Source organism: Algibacter amylolyticus (assembly GCF_014202225.1).
Classification (GTDB): Bacteria; Bacteroidota; Bacteroidia; order Flavobacteriales; family Flavobacteriaceae; genus Algibacter_B; species Algibacter_B amylolyticus.
Genome location: NZ_JACHGE010000009.1, coordinates 32,882 through 56,029 on the forward strand (window position 1 = coordinate 32,882; position 23,148 = coordinate 56,029).

Below are 23,148 nucleotides of genomic sequence, written 5' to 3' on the forward strand. Positions count from 1 at the left end.
CGGCATCCTTTTTTTGCTGCCATAAATGGCAAAAAAAGACCTGCCTGCCGGCAGGCAGGTATAGTGGAAAGCCTGACCTAAGTGATCCTACAAGGTTTTGAAAACCTTGTAGGTATAAGCGTGGTAACGCCCAAATATCAATACAATTATTTATACACTCGAATTAACCCAAAAAAAAGCCTTAATATAAATATCAAGGCTTTTAGTTATTTTGAAAATAAGAGGTTTTTTATCCGTTCATAGAAATTAAAAACTCTTCGTTATTTTTAGTTTGTTTGAAACGCTCGTTAATAAATTCCATAGCCTCTACAGGATTCATATCGGCAAGGTATTTGCGCATTACCCACATACGTTGTACGGTAACATCGTCTAATAAAATATCATCACGACGTGTACTTGACGAGGTAAGATCGATAGCAGGGAAAATACGACGGTTAGATATTTTTCTATCTAATTGAAGCTCCATGTTACCGGTTCCTTTAAATTCTTCGAAAATTACTTCGTCCATTTTAGAACCTGTTTCGGTAAGTGCTGTTGCTATAATTGTTAGAGAACCTCCGTTTTCTATATTACGAGCAGCACCAAAGAAACGTTTTGGTTTGTGTAATGCATTGGCATCTACACCACCACTTAATATTTTACCAGATGCTGGTTGCACCGAGTTATAAGCTCTCGCCAAACGTGTAATGGAATCTAGTAGGATAACTACGTCGTGTCCACATTCTACCAAACGTTTTGCTTTTTCAAGTACAATGTTGGCAATTTTTACGTGCTCGTGTGCTTCCTTATCGAAAGTAGAAGCAATAACTTCACCACGAACATTACGTTGCATATCTGTAACCTCTTCTGGACGCTCATCAATTAACAAAATCATTTGATAAACCTCTGGGTGGTTTGCTGCAATGGCGTTAGCAACATCCTTAAGTAACATGGTTTTACCCGTTTTTGGTTGCGATACAATCATACCACGTTGCCCTTTTCCAATAGGAGCAAATAAATCCATAATACGCGTAGAAATCGTACTTTGACGTTCTGCTAAATTAAATTTTTCTTGAGGAAATAACGGTGTTAAATGCTCGAAAGCAACACGGTCTCTCACTACATTTGGGTTTTGACCGTTAATTTTACTTACTTTAATTAATGGAAAATACTTTTCACCTTCTTTAGGAGGTCTTACATTTCCAAAAACAGTATCTCCAACTTTTAAACCAAATAAACGGATTTGCGATTGAGATACATAAATATCATCTGGAGATGATAAATAGTTATAATCAGACGAGCGTAAAAACCCGTATCCATCTTGCATGATGTCTAAAACACCTTCACTTTCTATAATGGCATCAAACTCGTAATCTGGCTCACGGTAGCGGTTTCTGCTATCTTTATTCCCTTTATCAATATTACCGTTTTTTTGGTTTTTATGTTGGTTTTTGTTTTGGTTATTTTGTGGCCTAGGATTAGGTTTTTTAGTATCGTTTTTTGGCCTTGGGTTAGGCTTATGTACTGGCTTTTTTTCTTCTTTAGCTTGTGGTACTTCTGCCTTTTTAACTTCGGCTTTAGGAGCAGCAACAGCTTCAGGTTTACTATCTGCAGCGTTATCTGTTGTTGGTGCTTTTTCGGCAGCTTTAACAGGTTTTTGTACGCGCTGTCTAGGTTTTCTTGCAGCCTTTTCTGCAACTGGTTCAGCTTTAGTTTCTGGTGTTATTTCTGGAACTACAGCTTTAACAGCTTTAGGATCGGCAGCTTGTTGATCGAGAATTTGGTAAACTAAATCTAATTTTTTTAATGAACGGTATTTCGGAACGTTCAATTTTTTTGCAATCTCCTGTAAATCAGTGAGTTTTTTCTCTTTTAATTGTGAAATTTCAAACATTTATGTTTAATTGGATATTTTATTGAATACTAACGTGAGTAATTCTGAAATATGATTTTTAAAATCTTGAAGAATTAACCGCTTGTAAGTGCGGTTGTTGTGAATTATTACTGCAATAATACAACTTTATTTTATTTTTTATCATTAATTCTATTATTTTTGCGGTCTAGTTATTAAAAAAAGTATGCTACAACGTATTCAAACTATATACCTATTATTGGCTTCAGCAGTATCTGGAGGTCTTATTTTTGTTTTCCATTTATGGATTACAGATAGTGGTGTAAGTGTGTTTGCAAAAGACGAATTACTGTATTTAGGGCTATTTTTAGCTTCGGCAGTACTATCGTTGGTAACCATTTTTATGTTTAAAAATAGGAAGTCTCAATTTGTATTGGGGCGACTTAACATCATATTAAACTTTATTTTACTAGGATTTTTCGTGTATCAATCACTAAATGTATCTGGAGAGACGGCGGTTTCTGAGAAAGGTATTGGGATGCTTCTCCCTATTGTTTCTATCGTGTTATTGGCATTAGCCAATAAGGCCATCAAGAAGGATGAAGAACTTGTAAAATCTGTTGATAGGTTACGATAAACCTAACATCTTAGTAGTATTAGTGCGAAAACCCGAAGCGAAAGCTTTGGGTTTTTTTGTTTGTTATGTCCTCTTGAAGGGACTTTAAGGGTGTTTTTAGTGAGAACCTAAATCTCTTGAAGAGATAAAACACTCCATTCTATGGTTTACTTAGGTTCTTTTTGAGCACAAAAAAAAGCCTAGAGTTATCTCCAGGCTTTTAAATAAGTATCTAATATAGATGTTACTTTATCTCAATAAGCTCCAAGTCAAATACTAAATCATGTCCAGCCAACGGGTGGTTAGCATCAACAATAATATGATCTTCTTTTACTTCAGCAATACGAAACTGTACTTCTCTACCATTTTCATCTTTCGATGCTAATCCCATTCCAACTTCAGGAGCCATATCCTGTGGTAATTGTTCCTTTTTTACATCGTAAAATAACTCTTTACGCACCTCTCCATAAGCCTCAGCAACAGGAATATTAATAGTTTTCTTTTCGTTTAATTCCATCGAAATAATACCTTTTTCAAAACCAGGAATTAACATACCCTGACCTAAAGTTACCTCTAGTGGTTCGCGCTCCAACGAGCTATCAAAAACCTGTCCGTTACCTAATTTCCCTGTGTAATGTACTTTTACCGTATCATTTTCTTTTACTTGACTCATAAATAATAATCTTTTCTGTTTTTTAAAAGCGCAAAATTACAACTAATCAAGCGAATACGCATGCTTTTTTTAAAATTTGGGCGCTACCCAAGGGTCGGGCTTTCCAATACAAGTCCTCGCACCTCCATCGTCGGGCTGTGGGCTTTCCTTTTCAATCCCTAGCGCAAACAACTGCCAAAGCAAGTTTTTAGCCTAATTTAATCTATATTTGCAAATGTTTAGGTCATAAAATCCTAGTTTTAGTGTCTTAAGGTTTTGATTTTAAGAAAATTAGTCGTTACTTTATAGAACAGATTCAAGACGAATCTGTTTCTTCCTTATTTAATTACATAGCAGTATTTATATCGCTTTCAGAATTTTAGTTCTTAAGGCGATAAACTAATGATTACGAAACATTTTACCGCATAGTAAAATAGATTCAATACCATTAAAATAGTGTTATTATGAAATCAAAACAACTTATTATTTTAGTATTAAGCATCTGGTTTAGCGCTCAATCCTGTGTAAGCACCCGGGTTGAAGCCACTCCACATGATGCCAATGTTGTAAATCTAGAATGTCACGAAAAATCCAATTGGAGTTATTTGTGGGGTTTAGGCAGCGTTAAACGTGTCGATTTACACCCAGATACCGAAGGTGTAGAATGTCCTTGTCGCTCCAAAGCCATAGCATGGGTAGAAGTTAAAACCTCATTAACCGATTTTGCATTAAGCCTTGTTACTCTTGGTATTGTTAATCACCGTAAAGTAAAATATGGTTGTGCAAAACCAAGTGATGGAGAACAGGACTTTTAACCTTTAAAACCTCAAAAAATGATACCAGAAGGAATAGACAGATTGCCTATTGGCTCGTGGACTAACAAACATGAAAACTTTACGCATCAGCTAGAAGATAATGCGTCCTTTTCACTTTATAACCCACCAGGAGCTTCGGCTAGAGCACGTTACTCGGCAACTACTAAAAATTTTCAATGGCTAATTAATCATGCCATAAACAATAACCTTAAACTTCGGGCTTTGGGTAAAGGTTGGTCGTTTTCTAAAGTTGGGGTTACAAAAGGCGGTTTGGTCGATACGGTTTCTTTAAACTTTTCATTTCAGCCCAAACAAAAGCAAGTCAGTCCGCAGTACGCACAAACGCCAGACGATCTATATTTTGTGCAATGCGGTGTTGCTATTTACGAGTTAAACAATAGGCTGTCGCAAAAGCGACCGCAACGCTCCATAAAAGCATCGGGTGCCAGTAACGGGCAAACCATTGCGGGAGCTTTGTCCACTGGAACCCATGGCGCAGGAATTCATGTTGGAGCCATTCAAGATGCCGTTGTAGGGCTGCATATTATAACTAGCGAAGACAAACATATTTGGTTGGAGCGCAAATCGTATCCAGTAGCTTCGCAGGATATGGTCGATTGGTTAGGGGCAGAGTTTATTTCAAACGACGACCAATTTAACGCCGCATTAGTAAGTTTTGGAAGCTTTGGTTTTATACATGGAGTCATGATAGAAACCGAACCGCAGTTTTTGTTAGAAGAACACAGAATAGGTAATATCGCTTACAGCAATCCATTAAAAAAAGCTATGGAATTATTAGATGTAACCGATCTTAACATTGCTGCTACCGATGGTAGTACAGACCTTTATCATTTTGAGGTGTTATTTAATTTACACAAATTTGCACCTAACAATACCGAAAAAGGTGCCTTTTTAAAATATATGTTTAAACGGCCTTATCACGATGGGCATCAATTTTTAAAACGACCAAACGAGTTTTCCTTTGGCGAAGATTTACTAGGCATTATTTCAAAGCTGTTGGACGATTTATCGCCCGTCTCAGATTTAGCAGTTCCGCCTTTGGTAAATGTTATGTACAAAAGAGCATTTGCACCACAAGATGTGGTAACCGGTACCATTAAGGAAATTTTTAATTATACCAAGTTTTTAGGTAAAGTGGCTAGTGCTGCCATGGGAATAGATATTAAAGATTCGGCCAAAGTAGTGGAGCTAATTATGGAGGTTAATAAACATACGCCTTTTCCTGGTGGTTTGTCTCTGCGTTATGTAAAAGGGACTAAGGCCACCTTAGGATTTACAAAATTTGATAATACCTGTGTTTTAGAAATGGATGGTATAGACGGACAAGTAGCCAGAAATTTTTATACAGCCGTTTGGAACAAAATGGAGCAACAAAATATTCCGTACACGTTGCACTGGGGGAAAATCAACTTTAATTTAAACGAAAACCTTATTAGAAACATGTACGGCAACACAGCAGTCGATTCTTGGATTAATGCCAGAAACCAACTCATGTCCATACCATCAATGCAAGTTTTTAGTAACAAGTTTATGCAAAACTGTGGCTTAAATAAAATTCATCAAAGCATCACCTAAAAGTATTAAACCTCTTTTGGGTGTCTCACAGGAAATTCAATAACCTCTAGGTTGTCAATTTTTTTGCCATCAATTGTAAAACGTAGCATCGTTCTAACTTTATGAAAACCATGTTTACCTACGGCACCAGGATTCATATGGATTAGGTTTAGCTTTTTATCGGGCATTACTTTTAAAATATGCGAATGTCCGCAAATAAAAAGTCTTGGTGGGTTTTGTTTTATAGCGTCACTAACTCTAAGGTTGTACTTAGGTGGATAGCCACCAATGTGCGTAATCCAAACATCGACACCCTCGCACATAAAACGGTTATGTTCAGGGAATTCTACGCGTACTTCAGCATCATCAATATTACCATAAACACCGCGTAATGGTTTTAAAGCCTTTATGGCATCCGTAACTTTTAAGTCGCCAATATCTCCGGCATGCCAAACTTCATCAGCCTGCTTAGCATACTTTAAAATATCTTTATCAATATAACTATGTGTGTCCGATAGGAGGAGTATTTTGGTCATTAATTATAAATGTATTATCAATTGGTAAAGTTATGGATTATTGGCTTAAACTATAACAGGCTGATACTCATGGTTTTTTTTTTTTTTTTGAATTTATCAGAAAAAAAAGATAAATTCGTTTATATTGCATCATTAATGAAACTTGTTTTCACTTTAATATTTTTATTCTTTTTTTTGAGCACTGTTTTTGCTCAAAAAGAAAAGGATACTCTGTTCAAAATTTGGCATAACCAGGCGCTTCATGATTCTATTAGGTTTGATGCCGTGACCAATTTAATTGAAGATTATTACCTATTTACAAAAACCGACAGTGCACTCGTTTTAGGACGGCAAATGTTAGATTTAGCCAAACAGAAAAATAGTAATCAATTTCAAATTGATGCTAATATTTTAATGGGTAAAGCTTATCGTTCCGGCAATTTATATTTAGAATACGACGATTATATTAATGCTTTTAAGGCTTTGCAAAAATCTCAAAAACACTATAGAGATTTAGGGGATAAATTAAATGAAGGCTGGAGTGCAACTTACCAAGGTTTCATATTTCAAACTTTAGGCGATTATAAAGAAGCTGAAAAGCAACATTTAGAGCACTTGCGATTAAGTGAGAAATATGGAATTAAAAGAAGTATTTCTGGGGCTAATGGAAACTTAGCTAACGTTTATAGTAAGATGGGCGATATTCCAAAATCTATAAAACATTGGAAAGAGGCCATTAAAATATCAAAAGAAATAGGTCTTGAAGAATATGCAACTGTTGGCACTGGTTATCTGCTTTCTTTATATATAAAGGAGCAGCAATACCCCGAAGCCATTAAATATTTAAATGAATATAAACGGTTACAAAACAATTTGCAACTCCTAAATATGCAAGAGATTTTAACCTGAATATTCTTTTATGGCAATGTCAAATAGATTATGGATTTAAAAAATATAATAGGGCTTTAAGGGAGTGTGAAGCTTGTTTAAAAATTTACAATGCTAATAATTGGAATCCTGAGTCCGATCTTTTAAAAAGTCTTTACGAGATTAATAAAAAATTGAATAGGCCTGCATTAGCTTTAGATTATTACGAAAAATATCAAGTTTTAATAAACGATAAAAAAGAAGATAAGGCTAGAACAGAAATTCAAAATATAATTTTTAATAACCAATTAGCTGCCGATAGTATTGCTCAAGCACAAGAGAAAGTGCTATTAAATTTAGCGTATCAAGAAGATTTGCGTAAAAAGAATCAAGAAAAGAATCTGTTTTTAATTATTGGGTTATTTGTGTTGTTAATTGCTGGTGCTTATTTTTTAATTTCAAGGAAAATTGCAGCCAATGAAAGTAATAGATTGAAAGACATTAACCAGCTAAAAAATGCTTTATTCACAAATATTACACATGAATTTAGAACGCCACTTACCGTAATAAGAGGTATGACTAGTAATATTAAGTCCGATTTAAAAAACAATAAGCAATACACCAAACTTGAAAACGACGTCGATATTATTGATAGAAGTAGTGATGGTTTGTTAAATCTAATAAACGAAATGTTAGATTTAGCTAAGATTGAATGCGGACATGTAAAGTTAAATTTGGTTCAAGTGGATTGTATTCCTTTTACCAAATATTTAATTGAAAGTTTTCATTCTCTTGCAGAAGAAAAGCATATTAATTTTTTGGTTGATTGTAAATTGGAGCGTCTTCAGATGGATTTAGATATTAATAAATTTACAGCCATAATTACCAATTTAATTTCTAATGCTATTAAATTTACAGATCAAGAAGGTAAAGTTAGCCTTAGAATAGAAAAAGTTGAAAGGAAAAATATATCCTATTTCCTTTTTAAAGTAAATGATAATGGTTTGGGAATTTCAAAAGAGGAGCAACAATATATATTTGATAAATTTTATCAAGTAGATAACTCAACTTCAAAATTAGAAAAAGGATCTGGGATTGGATTAGCGCTAGCAAAGGAGTTTGTTGAATTAATGCATGGATCCATTTACGTAAAAAGTAAGCTTGGGAAAGGTAGTGAGTTTGGTTTTGAAATACCTATTACAAATCACGCCAGCCCATCAGAAAATCCTGAGGTCATTTCAAAATCACATCATACCAAAGTTAAAAGTGATCCAGCAATATTAGATGATAGTTTAACACCTAATGCCATTTCTAAAAATGTACCTTTAGTACTTATCATTGAAGATAATGTGGATGTAACACATTACATTAAAACCTGTTTACAAGACAACTATCAAATTATGTATGCACCAAACGGAAGTGTAGGTATAGAGATGGCACTTAAAAAAATACCCGATATTATTGTTAGCGACGTGATGATGCCTAAAAAAGATGGTTTTGAAGTTTGCAAAACCTTAAAAACAGACGAACTTACCAATCATATTCCTATCATTATGCTTACCGCCAAAGCTACTTTTGAGGACCGATTAATAGGTCTCTCACATGGAGCCGATGCTTATTTAACAAAACCATTTAAGAGAGAAGAATTGTTAACGCGCATAGATCAATTAATTCTGTTGCGTAAAAAAATATTGAGAAAGTTTGAAAAAACAGGGTTAGACAGACTGCTTGATAAAAACGTAAAAAACTCTGAAACAAAATTCCTTAATAAAATTATTACGGTTATTCATGATAATATATCTCAAGGTGAATTCGGACCTTTAGAGCTAGCCGCTAGGTTGGGTTTAAGTGAATCGCAATTATATAGAAAGTTAAAAGCGACAAGCGGAAAATCTACGGCACTTTTTGTAAGGTCTATTAAATTGCAAAAAGGAAAAGAATTACTTGAAACTACAAAAAAATCAATATCAGAAGTAGCATATGATGTTGGGTTTAATGATCCTTCTTATTTTAGTAGGGCTTTTAAAAAGGAGTTTGGTAGCGCTCCAAGTGCCATTTCAAAATAGTTTAGTGTAAAGCCTTATTTACAATGGCTTTGGTAGCCAAAAACATAACTTTAAATTCTTGATTTTTTAATAAACTGTCCTAGTTTTTGAAGAAATAGTACACGCCATAATTTAGAATATCTCCTAAAATTGTACTGTAATTAAAAGCTGTTTTTTAACAATTAAATTAAATATTATGAAATCAAGATTAGCATTAGTAAGTGTTTTGTTTTTAGCATTATCTGTATGTAGTTGTAAGGCACAAGCAGATCTTATCAACGATGAATTCCCTGAAGCAAAACAAGAAGTTATGGAAACCTTTGGAGCCATTGCACAAAGTATTAAGGATGGCCATTTAGACAAACTTATATCGTATCATGCCTATGGACCTAAATTTACCGAGTTTAAAAATGGAGAACCACGAAACGGTGATGTTGACAATGAAGCGCATGAGCGTAATGTTTTTGGAGCAGTTACCGAAGTGATAAAATTCGATGCAAAAGATTTACAGATTGCGGTTTATGGTGATGTTGCAAATCTTACGTTTCATTCCGATTTTCAATTAAAGTTTGGAGAAGACTTAGTAGTAGTAAACGACCAAATTACATTGCTTTTTGTGAAAACTAAAGCGGGCTGGAAAATGGTTCATGAGCATCACTCACCATTAAATAAATAGTGAAAATTTATTTTTAAGATTTGCCTGTTGTGTAAAATAATTAGTTTGTTTTATGCAACAGGTTGTTTAGTTTTAGAAGCATACCTTTTATAGCTTGTTACAAAGCAGCAATAATTTCAATATATAAAAGGCTGCTTAGTAAATTATAAATACTATATAAATTTAGAAAATGTTTCTAAAAATTAGAGGCTATTTGATTTGAGCTCTAAAATAAGGAATATATTAAGTGTTTTTAATGTAGATAATCGAAATAAATGCGAATCAGTTGATTTTATGAAATTAAAAAATTAATTTCGTTGAAACGTTGTTTTAGTCGTTTAAGTGCGTTTAGGTAAAAAATATATTTATTATGAGGAAGCTAATTTTAGTTTTAATATTATCATTTTTATTAAATAGTTGTAGTAAAGATGAATCAAATAAAGATAAACCAGAAGTAGAGCAACAAACAGAAATTAAAGAAAATACCGTAGTTATAAATGACGAAAATTCTAATATAGTAAGTACTGAAGAAGATTTGTCAAATGGAGTATATATTATTGAATTTTCTGGAGACCTACCGGAAATATTTGAAAACAATATTATTATTGGAAGTGAAGGAGAAGGCTTTTTACGTAAAGTAATTAGCGTAACAACAGAAAATAATAAAATTACTTTAGAGACTACTCAAGCAAATTTAGAAGATGTTTTTAGAACTGCTAAAATTGAATTTACAACAGATTTATCCAATAATTCTTCAAAATCAAGTAATACTAAATTCTCTAGTCGTAAAGTTAATTACTTAGCAAAAGGAGTTGGCTTAACTAATGAAGGTTTTGAGTTTGATTTTTCAAATACAATTCTTTATGAAGCAGGTGATTTAAAATTTGAAATTAAAGACGGGAGTGCTGTTTTTAAACCTAATTTTTTCTTTAGAGGGGATTATGATTTTTTTGAAGGTTTAAAATTTATAGATTTTAGTGTAAAAAACTCTAAACTTGAAATAGATACTAATTTATTTTTGTCTGCAAGTAAAGGAATTAATCTTCCTAAATTTTCCACAACCTTAGCGGATGTTGATAAAAAAATTAATTTAATTTTGGGTGGTGTTCCAGTGGTAATAATAATTAATACCGTGCTTGTGGCAGAATTAGAAGCTAATATAGATTCTAGTTTTGACTTTACAACAGGTTTTATAAATGATTACAATCTCTCAACTAGCGCAAAATACGAAAATGGTAATTGGTCTGGGAACTTTGATTTATCGCCTACTTTAACTTCAAAACCAGTTGATATAAAAGGCGAAGTTAATATTGCTCAAAACTTAACCATTACTCCAAAAGTTAGCCTTAAATTTTATGGTGTAATAGGTCCATATTGCGAGCCTAAAGTAACGGAAGATTTTAATTTTAATATTTCATCACCTGCATTAGATTGGGATGCAAACTTAAAAGCTGGATTAAAAATAACCACAGGAATTGATATAACTATATTTAGTAATAAGGTAGCAGATTTTAAACGTTTAGATAGTTTCGAAGAAGTTTTATGGAGTGCTCCCGAAAATTTAGAAATAGTTTCAGGTAATAATCAGGAAGGAGTTAAGGGCTTAAATTTAAGCGAACCGTTAAAAGTTAAGTTAACTGATTTGAAAGGCAATTCTTTAAAAAATCTGCCAGTTTATTTTGAAATAACAGAAGGTAATGGAAAGTTAGATAATGAAACTGTAAGTACAGATGATGATGGATTTGCTGAAGCAATATGGACATTAGGAAATAATACTGATTCTCATACTGTTGAGGTTAGTGTAAAAAAAGCAAATGGTACTAAGCTTAAAGATACCCCAAAATCGTTTACCGCTATTTCGGGCGAATTTAATATTTTCTCTGATGCACAAGTTGCAAAAGTTATTTTAGAGGCCAACGGAATTGATACTAGTAATGCTAATTGGGAGTCTAAAGAAGAGGGCCTTATTTTAGATTTATTAACAGCGCATAATTTTGGTGTAGATTATAAAGAAAATGGGTTTAGAATTAGCAGTTTTGATTTGTCTAATAAAGATATAACAAACATACCAGAAGAATTAGGGAATCTTACAGAAGTGACATATATATCGCTTTCACATAATAGTTTAACAAGTTTGCCAGAATCTTTAGGTAACTTAACAAAACTAATTACTCTTGACTTAGAATATAATAATCTAACTAGTCTGCCAAACTCAATTGGAGACTTAACTGTTCTGAGAACTCTTATTCTAAATAACAATAAATTAACTTCACTGCCAGAATTAATAGTAAATACCAACTTAAGTGGTATTGTTAATATGAATAATAATAATTTATCGAGCCTCCCTGATGAATTTGGAAAATTAACTCAAATTTCTAAACTTAAACTTGATAATAATAATTTGACTTCAATTCCAACTTCTATATGTGACATTACGGAGTTAAGAGCTCTTGGTTTAGTAAATAATAACCTTACTTCCATTCCAGCATCAATAGGAAACTTATCTCAATTGACAGATTTAGGTTTAGGCGCTAACAAGCTAACCTCTATTCCATCAACCATAGGAAATCTATCGGAATTATTAAGAATTAGTTTAATGGAAAATGAACTGACCAGTTTACCTGATACTATGGGGAATCTCAATAAATTAACAGAAATTAATGTTTTCTATAATAACATATTAAGTGTTCCGGCTTCTTTAGCTAATATTGACAATATTCAAGCTTTTTATTTTGGCTATAATCCAAATTTAAAATGTCTCCCCCAAGCTATATGGGATTTACATGAGAGAGAAGCTAATAAAATATCAATTCATACATCTGATACATTGATAAAAGGAGATGGAGATGTTGATTGCAGTGAATAATAAAAGAGCAATATTGAAAAGACTTTAAAGTAAACCTACTACACATAGAATATCTGTAAATTTAACACCAACCCTAGCAAACCCTCCCGCGTTAGCGATTGACGTGAATAGCCCACAGCCCGACGTAGGAGGTGCGAGGACTAGCAACAAAAAGCCCGACCCTTTTCGGGTAACGCCCAACTTCTCTATACAAAACAACTTTGTTCTATTACAGGAAGTAACACTAGTAATCTTTTAATATTTAATTAAGAAGCCACGCTTTATAGGAAGCGTAAATCTAGTTATCTTTGTGTCTTGATAAAAACAAAAGTGTTGCGGTATTTTGTAGAACTTTCTTATAATGGTAAGGCGTACCATGGTTGGCAAATTCAACCTAATGCAATAACAGTACAAGAGGTTGTTGAGAAGGCTTTAAGCACCTTGTTGGGCGTGCCTATTTCCATTATGGGTGCAGGACGAACGGATGCTGGTGTGCATGCAACACAGCTATTTGCACATTTTGATACCGATATTGTTTTTAATACGCCTAAGTTAATTTATAAGTTAAATTCTTTTTTACCTACCGATATTGCCATTCGCGATATTTTTAAGGTAAAAGCCGATGTTCATGCTCGATTTCATGCCTTGAGTAGAGCGTATGTGTACCGCGTAGCAATTGAGAAGAATGTGTTTAATGTGGACCATTGTTTTTATGTAAAACATGCTTTGGATGTGGATAAAATGAATGCCGCTGCGAAAATTTTATTTGAGTATAAAGATTTTCAATGTTTTTCTAAGACACATACCGATGTTAAAACGTATAATTGCGACATTATGCAAGCTGAATGGTTGGTTAAAAATGGCGAATTGCATTTTGTAATTAAAGCTAATAGATTTTTAAGAAACATGGTACGGGCCATTGTAGGAACCATGATTAATATTGGACTTGGTAAAGTTGAGGTTGAAAGTTTACATACCATTATAGCCTCTAAAAATAGGAGTGAAGCTGGGTTTTCGGTGCCTGCACATGGTTTGTATTTAACAGATATTGAGTACCCAAAAGATATAAAATTATAAATGAGTAAAACGAAAGAAAATATATTTGATTTTAAGCTTTTTAAGCGCCTTTTTGAGTATATAAAACCTTATAAAGCCGTGTTTTTAGGGCTTAATATATTGGTGGTTTTGTTGGCTATTTTTAGTGCAGCAACGCCATATATTACTAAATACGCCATAGATGATAGTATTGGGAACAGAGTGGAAAAAGACTTTTTGTTTTATATTATTTTAATGCTTGTGGTTTTGATTGTGCAAACTGTTTTTCAGTTGCTATTTATTTATTATGCGGCTTGGTTGGGGCAAAATTTGGTAAAGGATGTGCGTGTTAAACTCTTTGACCATTTACTGCGTTTTAAAATGAAATATTATGACAACTCTTCGGTTGGCCTACTTATTACTCGTGCGGTAACCGATATGGAACGTATTGCCGATATTTTTGGACAGGGTCTATTCATGATTTTTAAAGATTTATTGACTATGGTCGTGGTTTTTGGAGTTATGATTTATATAAACTTTAAGCTTAGCTTAATTGTTTTTATAATGATGCCATTGTTGGTTTATGCCACAAGAATTTTTCAGAAGTATATGAAAAAGGCCTTCGAGGAAGTGAGAACTGAAGTTTCTAACCTAAATAGTTTTGTACAAGAGCGCTTAACAGGAATGAAAATTTTACAATTGTTTACGCGTGAAGATGTCGAGTATAAAAACTTTAAGGAAATTAATGAACGCCATAAAAAAGGTTGGATTAAAACGGTGTGGTATAACTCTATATTTTTTCCTTTACCAGATTTATGTGCATCAATAACAATTGGTTTAGTAGCTTGGTACGGTGGTTTAAAGATTGTTTTAGCAGATAGCACCATTACCCAAGGAGACTTGGTTGCTTTTGTTATGTTTATGCCTTTACTGTTTAGACCGTTGCGCCAGATTGCAGACAAGTTTAATACGCTACAAATGGGCATGGTAGCTGCTACTCGTGTGTTTAAAGTAATTGATACAACATCGCAAATTGATGATCATGGTACACAAGTTCCAGAATCGTTTAAAGGGAATATAAAATTTGAAGGCGTGCATTTTAGCTATGTTGAAGATGAAGAGGTGCTTAAAGGTATTTCTTTTGATGTGAAGGCAGGCCAAACGGTTGCCATAGTTGGTGCTACAGGAGCAGGGAAATCCACTATTATTAATTTACTAAATCGTTTTTATGAAATTGGCGATGGAGTTATTAGTGTTGATGGTATTGATATTAAAAGTGTGACTTTAGCCGCTTTAAGAAATCAAATTGCTGTGGTTTTGCAAGATGTGTTTTTGTTTGCAGATACCATTATGAATAATATTACTTTAGACCATCCAGAAATTACCGAAGCACAAGTGTACCAAGCTGCAAAAGATATTGGGATTCATGATTTTATTATGAGCTTACCAAATGGTTATAATTACAACGTTAAGGAACGTGGTGTTATGTTATCTTCGGGGCAGCGTCAATTAATTTCGTTTTTACGTGCCTATGTTACCAACCCAAGTATTTTGGTGTTGGATGAGGCTACATCGTCTGTAGATTCGTATTCGGAACAACTTATTCAAAATGCTACCGATAAAATTACAAAAGGCAGAACATCTATTGTAATTGCGCACCGTTTAGCAACTATTAAAAAAGCAGATAAAATTATAGTAATGGATGCTGGTGAGATTGTAGAACAAGGTACCCATAACGAGCTACTAAAAAAAGATAACGGCTATTACAGGAATTTATACGAGGTTCAATTTTTAAAAGAGGAAGTGGCTTAATATGTGCTTTTTTATGGCGAGTGAAGCTTGATTTAAAGGCCTTTATTTTAATTCACCATTTAGTTGCATCACTATCGCCATAATTATGCCTATACCCATAGTTAGTACTACAAATGCAATTGTAAATAGAATTATAAATAGAAGGGTTTTTAGTACTATTTCTTTAAAAGTTAAGTTGAAGAGTCTTTTAAGAAGATAGCAATGATAAAGTAGGGTTGCTATATAAAAATAAGTGCTAAACGCTAGATAGTAATTAGCGTTTATTACTAAAATTAAAAGCCCTAGAATTGCTGAAAAAATAGAATATAGAGACATGCTATACATGTAAATTACCAAATGCTCGGTAAAATTGTATTTTTTCTTATTAAATAATATCCAAGAAATAATGGCAAATAAAGGAATCAGTGAAGCGTAAATAAGCGATGAATAATCCAACGAAAAATCTGATGAAGACGCTATAAGATCCTGCGAAGCTTTATCTGAATACATGGCTGTGCTATCAAATAGGTTAGAAACATCTAAAGCATTTTTATAGAATTTTCTAATAATAAAAATAGTAAATCCGGTAAGTGTTAAAGAAATTCCGAAAAAACTGATAGGATTGATATACCGCTTTCTAACACCTTTAACATAACTATCAATAACCTGTTCTGGTGCTTTAATTAAGCAGATAATGGTCATAATTAAAGTATTGTCGTAATTGAAAAAAGTTTCACCCAGATGTTGAGCTATATTTTTTAAAGTTAACCGATTTTTAATGACTTTACCACCACAATTATGGCAATAGATACTTAATTGGTCTAGGTTAGTATTACAGTTTTTACAATTCAAATTATGCTAAATCGGTTTTAATCATAGTGGTTAACTCTGTAGTGTCTTCAAAAACAACAAATTCACCATCTTTAAAATAAGAAATATGTCCTGTTTCTTCACTAACAACTAAGGCTAAGGCGTCGGTTTTTTCGGTAACTCCAATAGCGGCTCTATGGCGTAAACCAAAACGCTGCGGAATGTTTTTTTCGTTATTTACTGGAAGAATAACACGCGTAGCTTTTACAATATTATTGCTAACCACAATAGCACCATCGTGTAAAGGGCTGTTTTTAAAAAAGATACTTTCAATTATGGGCTGAGTAACTTTTATATTCATTTCGTCTCCAGATTGCGATAAGAAATCTAAGTTGTTATTACGCTCAAAAACAATTAATGCTCCTGTTTTAGACATGGACATTTTGTTACATGCCGAAACTACAGCATCAATATCGGTTTCGTTAGTGGTTTCAGTTTTTAAAAAGTTTATTTGCTGAAAAAATTTACCACGAGTTCCTAAATTTGTAGATCCTACCATAAGCAAAAACTTCCGTATTTCTGGCTGAAAAACCACAATTAAGGCAATAATGCCTACTTTCATAAAGCCACCAAATATGCCGGTAAGAAGCTCCATGTTTAGAAAATCGGTTAGCATCCAAGCGCCGTAAATTATAATAATTCCAATAAAAATATTAATGGCAACGGTGCCTTTAATAAGTCGGTAAACATAGTAAAGTAGCAGTGCTACTAGAATAACATCTATAATATCGACAAGGGTAAATTTTAAAAGGTCTTTAAAAATATCCAATGGAAAGGGGTTTTGGTAAATTTAGTAAAAAAGGGTTAATTAAAAATAATTTCGTGATTTGATATTTCAATATTTTCTAGATTTAATTTAGACATTAAAGCCTTTATTGTTATATAATCTTGAAAACTAAGACTGTCATAAAATTCTAAATACAAAAGAGTTTTTTCTAATTGAAAAAGGTCCTTAATAGTCTTTGCTAATGTTTCTTTTGTTGTTTGTACAATATTGTTGTTGGAGGTTATTATTTTTATGTCCTTTTGGTTAAGGATAACAATATTAGCGTGGGCCGTTTTTAAGTCTTTAATATATCCTTTTTCGTCTGTAACATAGGCCACATCCGTAAAATCAATAAATCCTAAATTCTTTTTACTCGTGTCATTACAAGTAAAATAGTTTTTAACGCCTTCCTTTTTATGGCTAGAATTGGCCTTTTTATCTTGAAGGTATTTTATATGCGGAATAACTTGTTTAAGCGTTAAGCGTTTGTCAATATTAATCAACCAATTTGTAGTGCTTATTAGATTTTTTCGGTTTAGTTCTACACTATCGGTTTTAGTTTCATCATAAAATAAGTAACCAGGAGAAACATCTAAGATTTCTGTAATTTCAGAATGATTAATCTCTGTCAGTAGCACAACTTTATCATTTTCGCAGGAAAAGAAAACAGTTAAAAGCAATACGTATATTAGGTTCTTCATAATCTAACAATCTAATAATCTGGTTAATTTTATACATTCCATAGCTTCCTTAACATCATGCACTCTCAAAATAGAAGCGCCTTTTTGCAACGAAACTGTATTTAAAACAGAGGTGCCGTTTAAGGCTTCTTTGGCTGAGGTTTCAAGGGTTTTATAAATCATAGATTTTCTAGAAATACCTACAAGTAAAGGCTTTTCAATTATTTTAAAAAGCTCTAATTGATTTAGCAATTCAAAATTTTGCTCTAAAGTTTTAGCAAAACCAAAACCAGGGTCTATAATAACATCTGCAATACCTAAATCTTTTGCTTTAGCTATTCTTTCAGAAAAATAAAATAGCACATCTTTAACCAAATTAGTATAATTGGTCTGTTGTTGCATGGTTTGCGGAGTGCCTCGCATGTGCATCATAATATACGGTACACGCAGTTTCGCAATAGTTTGCAGCATATGGTCGTCTAACTTTCCAGCCGAAATATCATTTATCATGCAAGCGCCAGCATCAATACAAGCTTTTGCTACTTGACTTCTAAAAGTATCTATGGATAGTAAGGTTTCTGGAAACGCTTTTAAAATTAGGTTTATAATTGGGATAATACGCTTTAACTCATCGGTCTCACTAACATGGTCGGCATTGGGGCGCGAACTATACGCGCCAACATCAATAAAGGTAGCGCCTTCGTTAAGCATTTGCTCAACGTGTTTTAAAATTTCAGCTTCGTTTTTATGCCCACCACCATCGTAAAACGAATCTGGTGTAACATTTAAAATGCCCATCACTTTTGGTGACGATAAATCAATAAGTTTGCCTTTGCAATTAATTGTCATAATCTTAAAATTCCAGTATCAAATTCCAAACCTAAAACTTTAAATTTGAAACATCAAAGGTAGTCTTCAAAACTTTAAACCTTAAACTTTTGAACTTTAAACAATTTAAGCGAAATTTACGCAAAATTGAAATTAGTTCACCATATATGCAAGATACTTCAAAACAATATGATGCCGTAATAGATACCTGTAAAAGTTTATTTATTAAAAAAATGAGTGATTACGGAAGCGCCTGGAGAATATTAAGGTTGCCATCGTTAACAGATCAAATTTTTATTAAGGCACAACGTATTAGAGGCCTACAGCAAAATGAAGTTCAGAAAGTTGATGAAGGACAAGAAAGTGAGTTTATTGGCATAATCAATTATTGTATTATGGCTTTAATTCAATTGGATAAAGGTGTTGTTGAGCAGCCGGATATGTCTACCGAAGAAGCTACAGCACTTTACACCGAAAAAGCAGCCATTACAAAACAGCTTATGGAAAATAAAAACCATGATTATGGCGAGGCTTGGCGAGAAATGCGTGTTAGTAGTTTAACCGATTTAATTTTACAAAAATTATTGCGTGTTAAACAAATTGAAGATAATAAAGGAAAAACTTTAGTGAGTGAAGGTATTGATGCTAATTATCAGGATATGATTAATTACTCAATTTTTGCAATGATTCATTTAAATGAAAAATAATTAATAGGTGTTTTGGACAACAGTTTCCCTCCTAAAAAGGAGGGATTAAGGGAGGTGTTCAATTATCATCTTCACTTGAATTAAAAATTGTTGTAGTTTCTATTCAAATAGGAAAACACCAAGAAATATATAACTTAAATTAAAAAGATTCCTGCCTTCGCAGGAATGACAAAATTTATGAAAACATTAGTAAACATATCAAGAATCCTAGTAGGTGTATTATTCATTTTTTCAGGATTTATAAAACTTAACGACCCTCTTGGATTCTCATATAAATTACAAGAATATTTTAGTCCAGATGTTTTAAATATTCCGTTTTTGGAACCTTATGCGCTTATAATTTCCGTGTTTGTTGTGGTTTTTGAGGTAGTATTAGGTGTATTTCTTCTTATTGGTTACAAACCAAAATTTACCGTTTGGAGTTTGTTATTAATGATTGTGTTTTTCACCTTCTTAACATTTTACGCGGCTTATTTCGAAAAAGTAAAGGATTGCGGCTGTTTTGGCGACTTCATAAAATTAAAACCTTGGGAAACCTTCTGGAAGGATGTTGCTCTTTTAGTGCTAATTGTAATCCTTTTTATAGGTGTTAAGCACATTAAACCAATTTTTGGAAACCTTGTAACCACTGTAATAGCATTGTTAGGGTTTATTTTAAGTTTGTGGTTTGGTTACCATGTATTAATGCATTTACCAGCAATAGATTTTAGAGCCTATGCTATAGGTAAAAATATTCAAGAAGGTATGCTTGTACCCGAAGATGCACCAAAACCCATTCAAGAATACAGTTGGAAATTTAAAGTTAACGGCGAAGAAAAAGTTATTAAAACCAATGGCTCTTATCCATCTGTAGAAGGCGATTTTATAGGTGTTGAAGCCAAAGTGATACAAGAGGGTTACACGCCACCTGTGGTCGATTTTTCTATTGAAACAGATACCGACGATTTAACAACGCACTTTTTAGAACAAGAGCACTTGGTAATTGTTGTGTCTTACAGTTTAGAAAGTATCGAGCAAGGAGGCGCTTTAAAATTAAAAGCATTGCAAGATGAAGCAAGACGAAATAATTATCAAATTATTGGTTTAACAGCTTCTGGGGAAGATGCTAAGCAACGTATAAACGAAGCCTACAACATAGATTTTACTTGGTATTTATGCGATGAAAAAGCTTTAAAAACAGTAGTGCGTTCAAACCCTGGAGTTTTAGAGTTAAACAAAGGTCTAGTTAAGCAAAAAGTACACTGGAATGATATTGAAGATTTAAAGTTGCCTAAAGTTAAAAAGCCAGTGGAGCCAAAACAACAAGAAGATGTAATTGCTTATTTTATAAATGATATACCTTCAACAAAAGAAGAAGTAGAGGCTATAGATTCAGAAAAAATTGAAAGCATAAATGTTATAAAAAATGATATAGCATTAACAGAATATAATACCGAAAATAATACAACATTTAATGGTATAGTGGATGTTAAGCTAAAACCTTAAAAATTATTAATTGCTAATCAAATAAACTTTATTGATAAACTACTTACTAAATAAAATCTTTTACGCGCTCCTCACATTACTTGGGGTGGTTACTGTTATTTTCTTTTTATTTAGTGTGCTTCCGGGAGATCCTGCTCAAATGATGATGGGACAAAATGATGATAGCGAGCAATTAGCTATAGTCAAGAAAAAGTATGGTTTCGATAAGCCAATAAGCACCCAGTATTTTTATTATTTAAACGATTTGTCACCTATATCGTTTCATTCTAATAATTCCGAAGATTACACATTCTTAAGCGATGGGAAATATAGCGCAACCCAATTATTCACATTAGGAAACACTACAACGGTTTTAAAGGCACCATATTTAAGAGAATCCTTTGCAAAACAAGGAAAGCGCGTTAGTCAGGTGTTATCAGAAACACTACCAAATACCTTTGTGTTAGCAGTATCAGCCATTATAATCGCCATTATTTTAGGTGTTTTATTAGGAATTGTTTCTGCATTGTATAAGGACGGTTGGCTCGATAAAACCATTCAAATATTCAGCACGTTTGGAATGAGTATTCCGTCGTTTTTCAGCGCGATTTTATTTGCGTGGTTCTTTGGCTATTTACTCCACGATTATACTAATTTAGAAATGACAGGTAGCCTTTACGAACTAGACGATTTTGGCGAAGCCATGCATATAAAATGGAAAAATTTAATATTACCAGCAATTGTACTAGGTATTCGTCCGTTAGCAGTGGTTATTCAACTTATGCGAAACTCGTTGTTAGAAGTTTTTAATCAAGATTATATAAGAACCGCTAGAGCAAAAGGGTTAAGCGAATTTCAAATTATAAAAAGACACGCCGTTAAAAATGCTTTAAATCCTGTAGTTACAGCAATTTCAGGATGGTTTGCTTCTATGTTGGCAGGAGCCGTATTTGTAGAGTATATTTTTGGTTGGAACGGTTTGGGTAAAGAGATAGTAAATGCATTAAATACTTTGGACTTACCGGTAATTATGGGCTCGGTGTTAATTATAGCCGTTATGTTTGTAATTATTAATATTTTTGTCGACATAATTTACGTGTGGTTAGATCCAAAAGTGAAATTAGAATAATTTCCTACTCAGGCTAAAACCGCTTTAAAAGCACAACATGAAAAAAATAATATACACGCTTACTTTATTAGTAAGCCTATTAAGCTGTAACTCGCAAGAACCAATGCAATTCTCAGAGAAGGCTTTAAACGATTCTTTTATAAACCTAGACGGTAATGAAACAACCTTCAAAAGCATTTTAGAAACGCATAAAGGCAAAAATATTGTGATAGATATTTGGGCATCGTGGTGTAGCGATTGTATAAAAGGGATGCCCAAAGTAAAAGCATTACAAGAACAGTTTCCAGATGTAGCCTATGTGTTTTTATCACTAGATAGAGGGCAAGATGCATGGAAAAGAGGCATAAAAAAATATAATGTAACTGGCGATCATTATTATTTACCAAATGCTAAAGATTGCGATTTTGCAGATTTTGTAAATATTAGCTGGATTCCTAGATATATGCTAATTAATAAAGCCAGCGAAATCGTTGTATTTAATGTTATTGAAGCTAACGACGATAAGTTGATAGAAGCATTAAAAAAATAGTTATTTTTGTTCTATTAGCAAATATTAATTTTAGCTTGTTTAGTATAAAATCTAGAATATTAAAACATTATGAGAAAACAAATTGTAGCCGGTAACTGGAAAATGAATAATGATTTAGCGCAAACCGAAGCGTTAATAGCGGCATTAAAAAAGCAAACAAAAACAACCGATGCCGAAGTAATGGTAGCACCAACAGCAACTAACTTATGGCAAGCATATAATTCACTTAAAGGTGTTAATATAGAAGTTATAGCACAAAATATGCACTTTGCAGAAAGTGGTGCTTACACTGGCGAAATTAGCGCAGCTATGTTAAAAAGTATCGGTATTGAAACGGTTATATTAGGCCACAGCGAGCGTCGTGAGTACTTTAACGAAACCGACGAGCTTCTTGCCAAAAAAGTAGATGCAGCTTTAGCAAAAGGTATGCGTGTAATTTTCTGTTTTGGAGAAGAATTAGCCGATAGAAAAGCAGGAAACGAAGAAACTGTAGTAGGACTTCAAATTAAAAATGCATTATTCCATTTAGGAGCAGCAGATTTTCAAAACATTGTTTTAGCTTATGAGCCTGTTTGGGCCATTGGAACAGGCGAAACTGCAAGTCCAGAGCAAGCGCAAGATATGCATGCGTTTATTAGAAAAACATTAGCCGATAAATACGGAAGCGATGTTGCCGATGAGGTTTCAATCCTTTATGGAGGTAGCGTAAAACCAGCAAATGCCGAAGAGATTTTCTCTAAGCCAGATGTAGATGGTGGATTAATTGGTGGTGCTGCACTTAATGCAGACGACTTTTTTGCTATTGTAAACGCATTCTAGTAAATTTAAAATAATAAAAGTATTATCTAAGGGTATTCCCTAGTTTTTAAAAACTAGAGAATGCCCTTAAGTTTTTGGTTTTAGTTATAGTTAGCTTGCAGTTAGCTATTTATT

21 protein-coding genes are annotated in these 23,148 nt (G+C 33.2%); 14 read left to right on the top strand and 7 right to left on the bottom strand.

What is annotated here, in order from left to right; translation table 11 throughout:
- Nucleotides 1-229: 229 nt before the first annotated feature.
- Entirely contained in the window at nucleotides 230-1,873 is a 1,644-nt protein-coding gene (gene rho / locus HNQ90_RS14725) for a transcription termination factor Rho (protein WP_144116569.1), read from the bottom strand.
- Between the two features lie 184 nt (nucleotides 1,874-2,057).
- Here rho and HNQ90_RS14730 point away from each other — a divergent pair, with 184 nt between their 5' ends.
- Nucleotides 2,058-2,468, top strand: coding sequence for a DUF4293 domain-containing protein (locus tag HNQ90_RS14730; protein ID WP_144116568.1), 411 nt, complete (start codon nucleotides 2,058-2,060; stop codon nucleotides 2,466-2,468).
- 223 nt (nucleotides 2,469-2,691) lie between these two features.
- Here HNQ90_RS14730 and HNQ90_RS14735 read toward each other — a convergent pair whose 3' ends face one another.
- On the bottom strand, nucleotides 2,692-3,120 hold the full coding sequence (locus HNQ90_RS14735) for an FKBP-type peptidyl-prolyl cis-trans isomerase (protein WP_144116567.1): 429 nt from the start codon (nucleotides 3,118-3,120) through the stop codon (nucleotides 2,692-2,694).
- Nucleotides 3,121-3,563: 443 nt separating this feature from the next.
- Here HNQ90_RS14735 and HNQ90_RS14740 point away from each other — a divergent pair, with 443 nt between their 5' ends.
- A complete protein-coding gene (locus HNQ90_RS14740; protein ID WP_144116566.1) occupies nucleotides 3,564-3,914 on the top strand; it encodes a hypothetical protein in 351 nt (116 codons plus the stop codon).
- Between the two features lie 18 nt (nucleotides 3,915-3,932).
- Nucleotides 3,933-5,510, top strand: coding sequence for an FAD-binding protein (locus HNQ90_RS14745; protein WP_144116565.1), 1,578 nt, complete (start codon nucleotides 3,933-3,935; stop codon nucleotides 5,508-5,510).
- A 5-nt stretch (nucleotides 5,511-5,515) separates the two neighbouring features.
- Here HNQ90_RS14745 and HNQ90_RS14750 read toward each other — a convergent pair whose 3' ends face one another.
- Nucleotides 5,516-6,025, bottom strand: coding sequence for a metallophosphoesterase family protein (locus HNQ90_RS14750; RefSeq protein WP_144116564.1), 510 nt, complete (start codon nucleotides 6,023-6,025; stop codon nucleotides 5,516-5,518).
- A gap of 135 nt (nucleotides 6,026-6,160) precedes the next feature.
- Between HNQ90_RS14750 and HNQ90_RS14755 the strand changes: the two genes are divergently transcribed.
- The 6 genes from HNQ90_RS14755 (at nucleotide 6,161) to HNQ90_RS14780 (ending at nucleotide 15,263) form a co-directional block, all read left to right on the top strand.
- On the top strand, nucleotides 6,161-6,913 hold the full coding sequence (locus HNQ90_RS14755; protein ID WP_172625876.1) for a tetratricopeptide repeat protein: 753 nt from the start codon (nucleotides 6,161-6,163) through the stop codon (nucleotides 6,911-6,913).
- A gap of 152 nt (nucleotides 6,914-7,065) precedes the next feature.
- A complete protein-coding gene (locus HNQ90_RS14760) occupies nucleotides 7,066-8,937 on the top strand; it encodes a hybrid sensor histidine kinase/response regulator transcription factor (protein ID WP_144116562.1) in 1,872 nt (623 codons plus the stop codon).
- Nucleotides 8,938-9,112: 175 nt separating this feature from the next.
- On the top strand, nucleotides 9,113-9,592 hold the full coding sequence (locus HNQ90_RS14765) for a nuclear transport factor 2 family protein (RefSeq protein ID WP_144116561.1): 480 nt from the start codon (nucleotides 9,113-9,115) through the stop codon (nucleotides 9,590-9,592).
- A 349-nt stretch (nucleotides 9,593-9,941) separates the two neighbouring features.
- Nucleotides 9,942-12,437, top strand: a complete 2,496-nt coding sequence (locus tag HNQ90_RS14770) for a leucine-rich repeat domain-containing protein (RefSeq protein WP_144116560.1) — start codon at nucleotides 9,942-9,944, stop codon at nucleotides 12,435-12,437.
- 312 nt (nucleotides 12,438-12,749) lie between these two features.
- Nucleotides 12,750-13,493, top strand: a complete 744-nt coding sequence (gene truA, locus HNQ90_RS14775; protein WP_144116604.1) for a tRNA pseudouridine(38-40) synthase TruA — start codon at nucleotides 12,750-12,752, stop codon at nucleotides 13,491-13,493.
- On the top strand, nucleotides 13,494-15,263 hold the full coding sequence (locus tag HNQ90_RS14780; protein ID WP_144116559.1) for an ABC transporter ATP-binding protein: 1,770 nt from the start codon (nucleotides 13,494-13,496) through the stop codon (nucleotides 15,261-15,263). It abuts the gene before it with no gap.
- Nucleotides 15,264-15,305: 42 nt separating this feature from the next.
- Here HNQ90_RS14780 and HNQ90_RS14785 read toward each other — a convergent pair whose 3' ends face one another.
- Genes HNQ90_RS14785 through folP form a run of 4 tightly spaced genes read right to left on the bottom strand, consistent with a single transcriptional unit; the run spans nucleotide 15,306 to nucleotide 18,407 of the window.
- A complete protein-coding gene (locus HNQ90_RS14785) occupies nucleotides 15,306-16,094 on the bottom strand; it encodes a DUF3667 domain-containing protein (RefSeq protein WP_260847851.1) in 789 nt (262 codons plus the stop codon).
- A 1-nt stretch (nucleotide 16,095) separates the two neighbouring features.
- On the bottom strand, nucleotides 16,096-16,881 hold the full coding sequence (locus tag HNQ90_RS14790) for a diadenylate cyclase (RefSeq protein ID WP_144116557.1): 786 nt from the start codon (nucleotides 16,879-16,881) through the stop codon (nucleotides 16,096-16,098).
- A 35-nt stretch (nucleotides 16,882-16,916) separates the two neighbouring features.
- Complete coding sequence (locus HNQ90_RS14795) at nucleotides 16,917-17,579, bottom strand: hypothetical protein (RefSeq protein ID WP_144116556.1); 663 nt, start codon at nucleotides 17,577-17,579, stop codon at nucleotides 16,917-16,919.
- Between the two features lie 3 nt (nucleotides 17,580-17,582).
- The gene (gene folP, locus HNQ90_RS14800) at nucleotides 17,583-18,407 is read right to left on the bottom strand and encodes a dihydropteroate synthase (RefSeq protein WP_144116555.1); all 825 of its coding nucleotides are present in this window, start codon (nucleotides 18,405-18,407) and stop codon (nucleotides 17,583-17,585) included.
- 146 nt (nucleotides 18,408-18,553) lie between these two features.
- On the opposite strand from folP, the gene HNQ90_RS14805 reads away from it, so the two are divergent.
- The 5 genes from HNQ90_RS14805 (at nucleotide 18,554) to tpiA (ending at nucleotide 23,034) form a co-directional block, all read left to right on the top strand.
- Nucleotides 18,554-19,093, top strand: coding sequence for a DUF1599 domain-containing protein (locus HNQ90_RS14805; RefSeq protein ID WP_144116603.1), 540 nt, complete (start codon nucleotides 18,554-18,556; stop codon nucleotides 19,091-19,093).
- A 177-nt stretch (nucleotides 19,094-19,270) separates the two neighbouring features.
- Nucleotides 19,271-20,578, top strand: coding sequence for a BT_3928 family protein (locus HNQ90_RS14810; RefSeq protein WP_144116554.1), 1,308 nt, complete (start codon nucleotides 19,271-19,273; stop codon nucleotides 20,576-20,578).
- A gap of 31 nt (nucleotides 20,579-20,609) precedes the next feature.
- A complete protein-coding gene (locus HNQ90_RS14815; protein WP_144116553.1) occupies nucleotides 20,610-21,686 on the top strand; it encodes an ABC transporter permease in 1,077 nt (358 codons plus the stop codon).
- Nucleotides 21,687-21,723: 37 nt separating this feature from the next.
- The gene (locus tag HNQ90_RS14820) at nucleotides 21,724-22,215 is read left to right on the top strand and encodes a TlpA family protein disulfide reductase (RefSeq protein WP_144116552.1); all 492 of its coding nucleotides are present in this window, start codon (nucleotides 21,724-21,726) and stop codon (nucleotides 22,213-22,215) included.
- A 69-nt stretch (nucleotides 22,216-22,284) separates the two neighbouring features.
- The gene (gene tpiA / locus HNQ90_RS14825) at nucleotides 22,285-23,034 is read left to right on the top strand and encodes a triose-phosphate isomerase (RefSeq protein WP_144116551.1); all 750 of its coding nucleotides are present in this window, start codon (nucleotides 22,285-22,287) and stop codon (nucleotides 23,032-23,034) included.
- Nucleotides 23,035-23,148: the final 114 nt, after the last annotated feature.

Coding starts and splice junctions, on each gene's coding strand:
- rho (WP_144116569.1), bottom strand. CDS start 1,873: ATGTTTGAAATTTCACAATTAAAAGAGAAAAAACTCACTGATTTACAG.
- HNQ90_RS14730 (WP_144116568.1), top strand. CDS start 2,058: ATGCTACAACGTATTCAAACTATATACCTATTATTGGCTTCAGCAGTA.
- HNQ90_RS14735 (WP_144116567.1), bottom strand. CDS start 3,120: ATGAGTCAAGTAAAAGAAAATGATACGGTAAAAGTACATTACACAGGG.
- HNQ90_RS14740 (WP_144116566.1), top strand. CDS start 3,564: ATGAAATCAAAACAACTTATTATTTTAGTATTAAGCATCTGGTTTAGC.
- HNQ90_RS14745 (WP_144116565.1), top strand. CDS start 3,933: ATGATACCAGAAGGAATAGACAGATTGCCTATTGGCTCGTGGACTAAC.
- HNQ90_RS14750 (WP_144116564.1), bottom strand. CDS start 6,025: ATGACCAAAATACTCCTCCTATCGGACACACATAGTTATATTGATAAA.
- HNQ90_RS14755 (WP_172625876.1), top strand. CDS start 6,161: ATGAAACTTGTTTTCACTTTAATATTTTTATTCTTTTTTTTGAGCACT.
- HNQ90_RS14765 (WP_144116561.1), top strand. CDS start 9,113: ATGAAATCAAGATTAGCATTAGTAAGTGTTTTGTTTTTAGCATTATCT.
- HNQ90_RS14770 (WP_144116560.1), top strand. CDS start 9,942: ATGAGGAAGCTAATTTTAGTTTTAATATTATCATTTTTATTAAATAGT.
- HNQ90_RS14780 (WP_144116559.1), top strand. CDS start 13,494: ATGAGTAAAACGAAAGAAAATATATTTGATTTTAAGCTTTTTAAGCGC.
- HNQ90_RS14795 (WP_144116556.1), bottom strand. CDS start 17,579: ATGAAGAACCTAATATACGTATTGCTTTTAACTGTTTTCTTTTCCTGC.
- folP (WP_144116555.1), bottom strand. CDS start 18,407: ATGACAATTAATTGCAAAGGCAAACTTATTGATTTATCGTCACCAAAA.
- HNQ90_RS14805 (WP_144116603.1), top strand. CDS start 18,554: ATGCAAGATACTTCAAAACAATATGATGCCGTAATAGATACCTGTAAA.
- HNQ90_RS14810 (WP_144116554.1), top strand. CDS start 19,271: ATGAAAACATTAGTAAACATATCAAGAATCCTAGTAGGTGTATTATTC.
- HNQ90_RS14820 (WP_144116552.1), top strand. CDS start 21,724: ATGAAAAAAATAATATACACGCTTACTTTATTAGTAAGCCTATTAAGC.
- tpiA (WP_144116551.1), top strand. CDS start 22,285: ATGAGAAAACAAATTGTAGCCGGTAACTGGAAAATGAATAATGATTTA.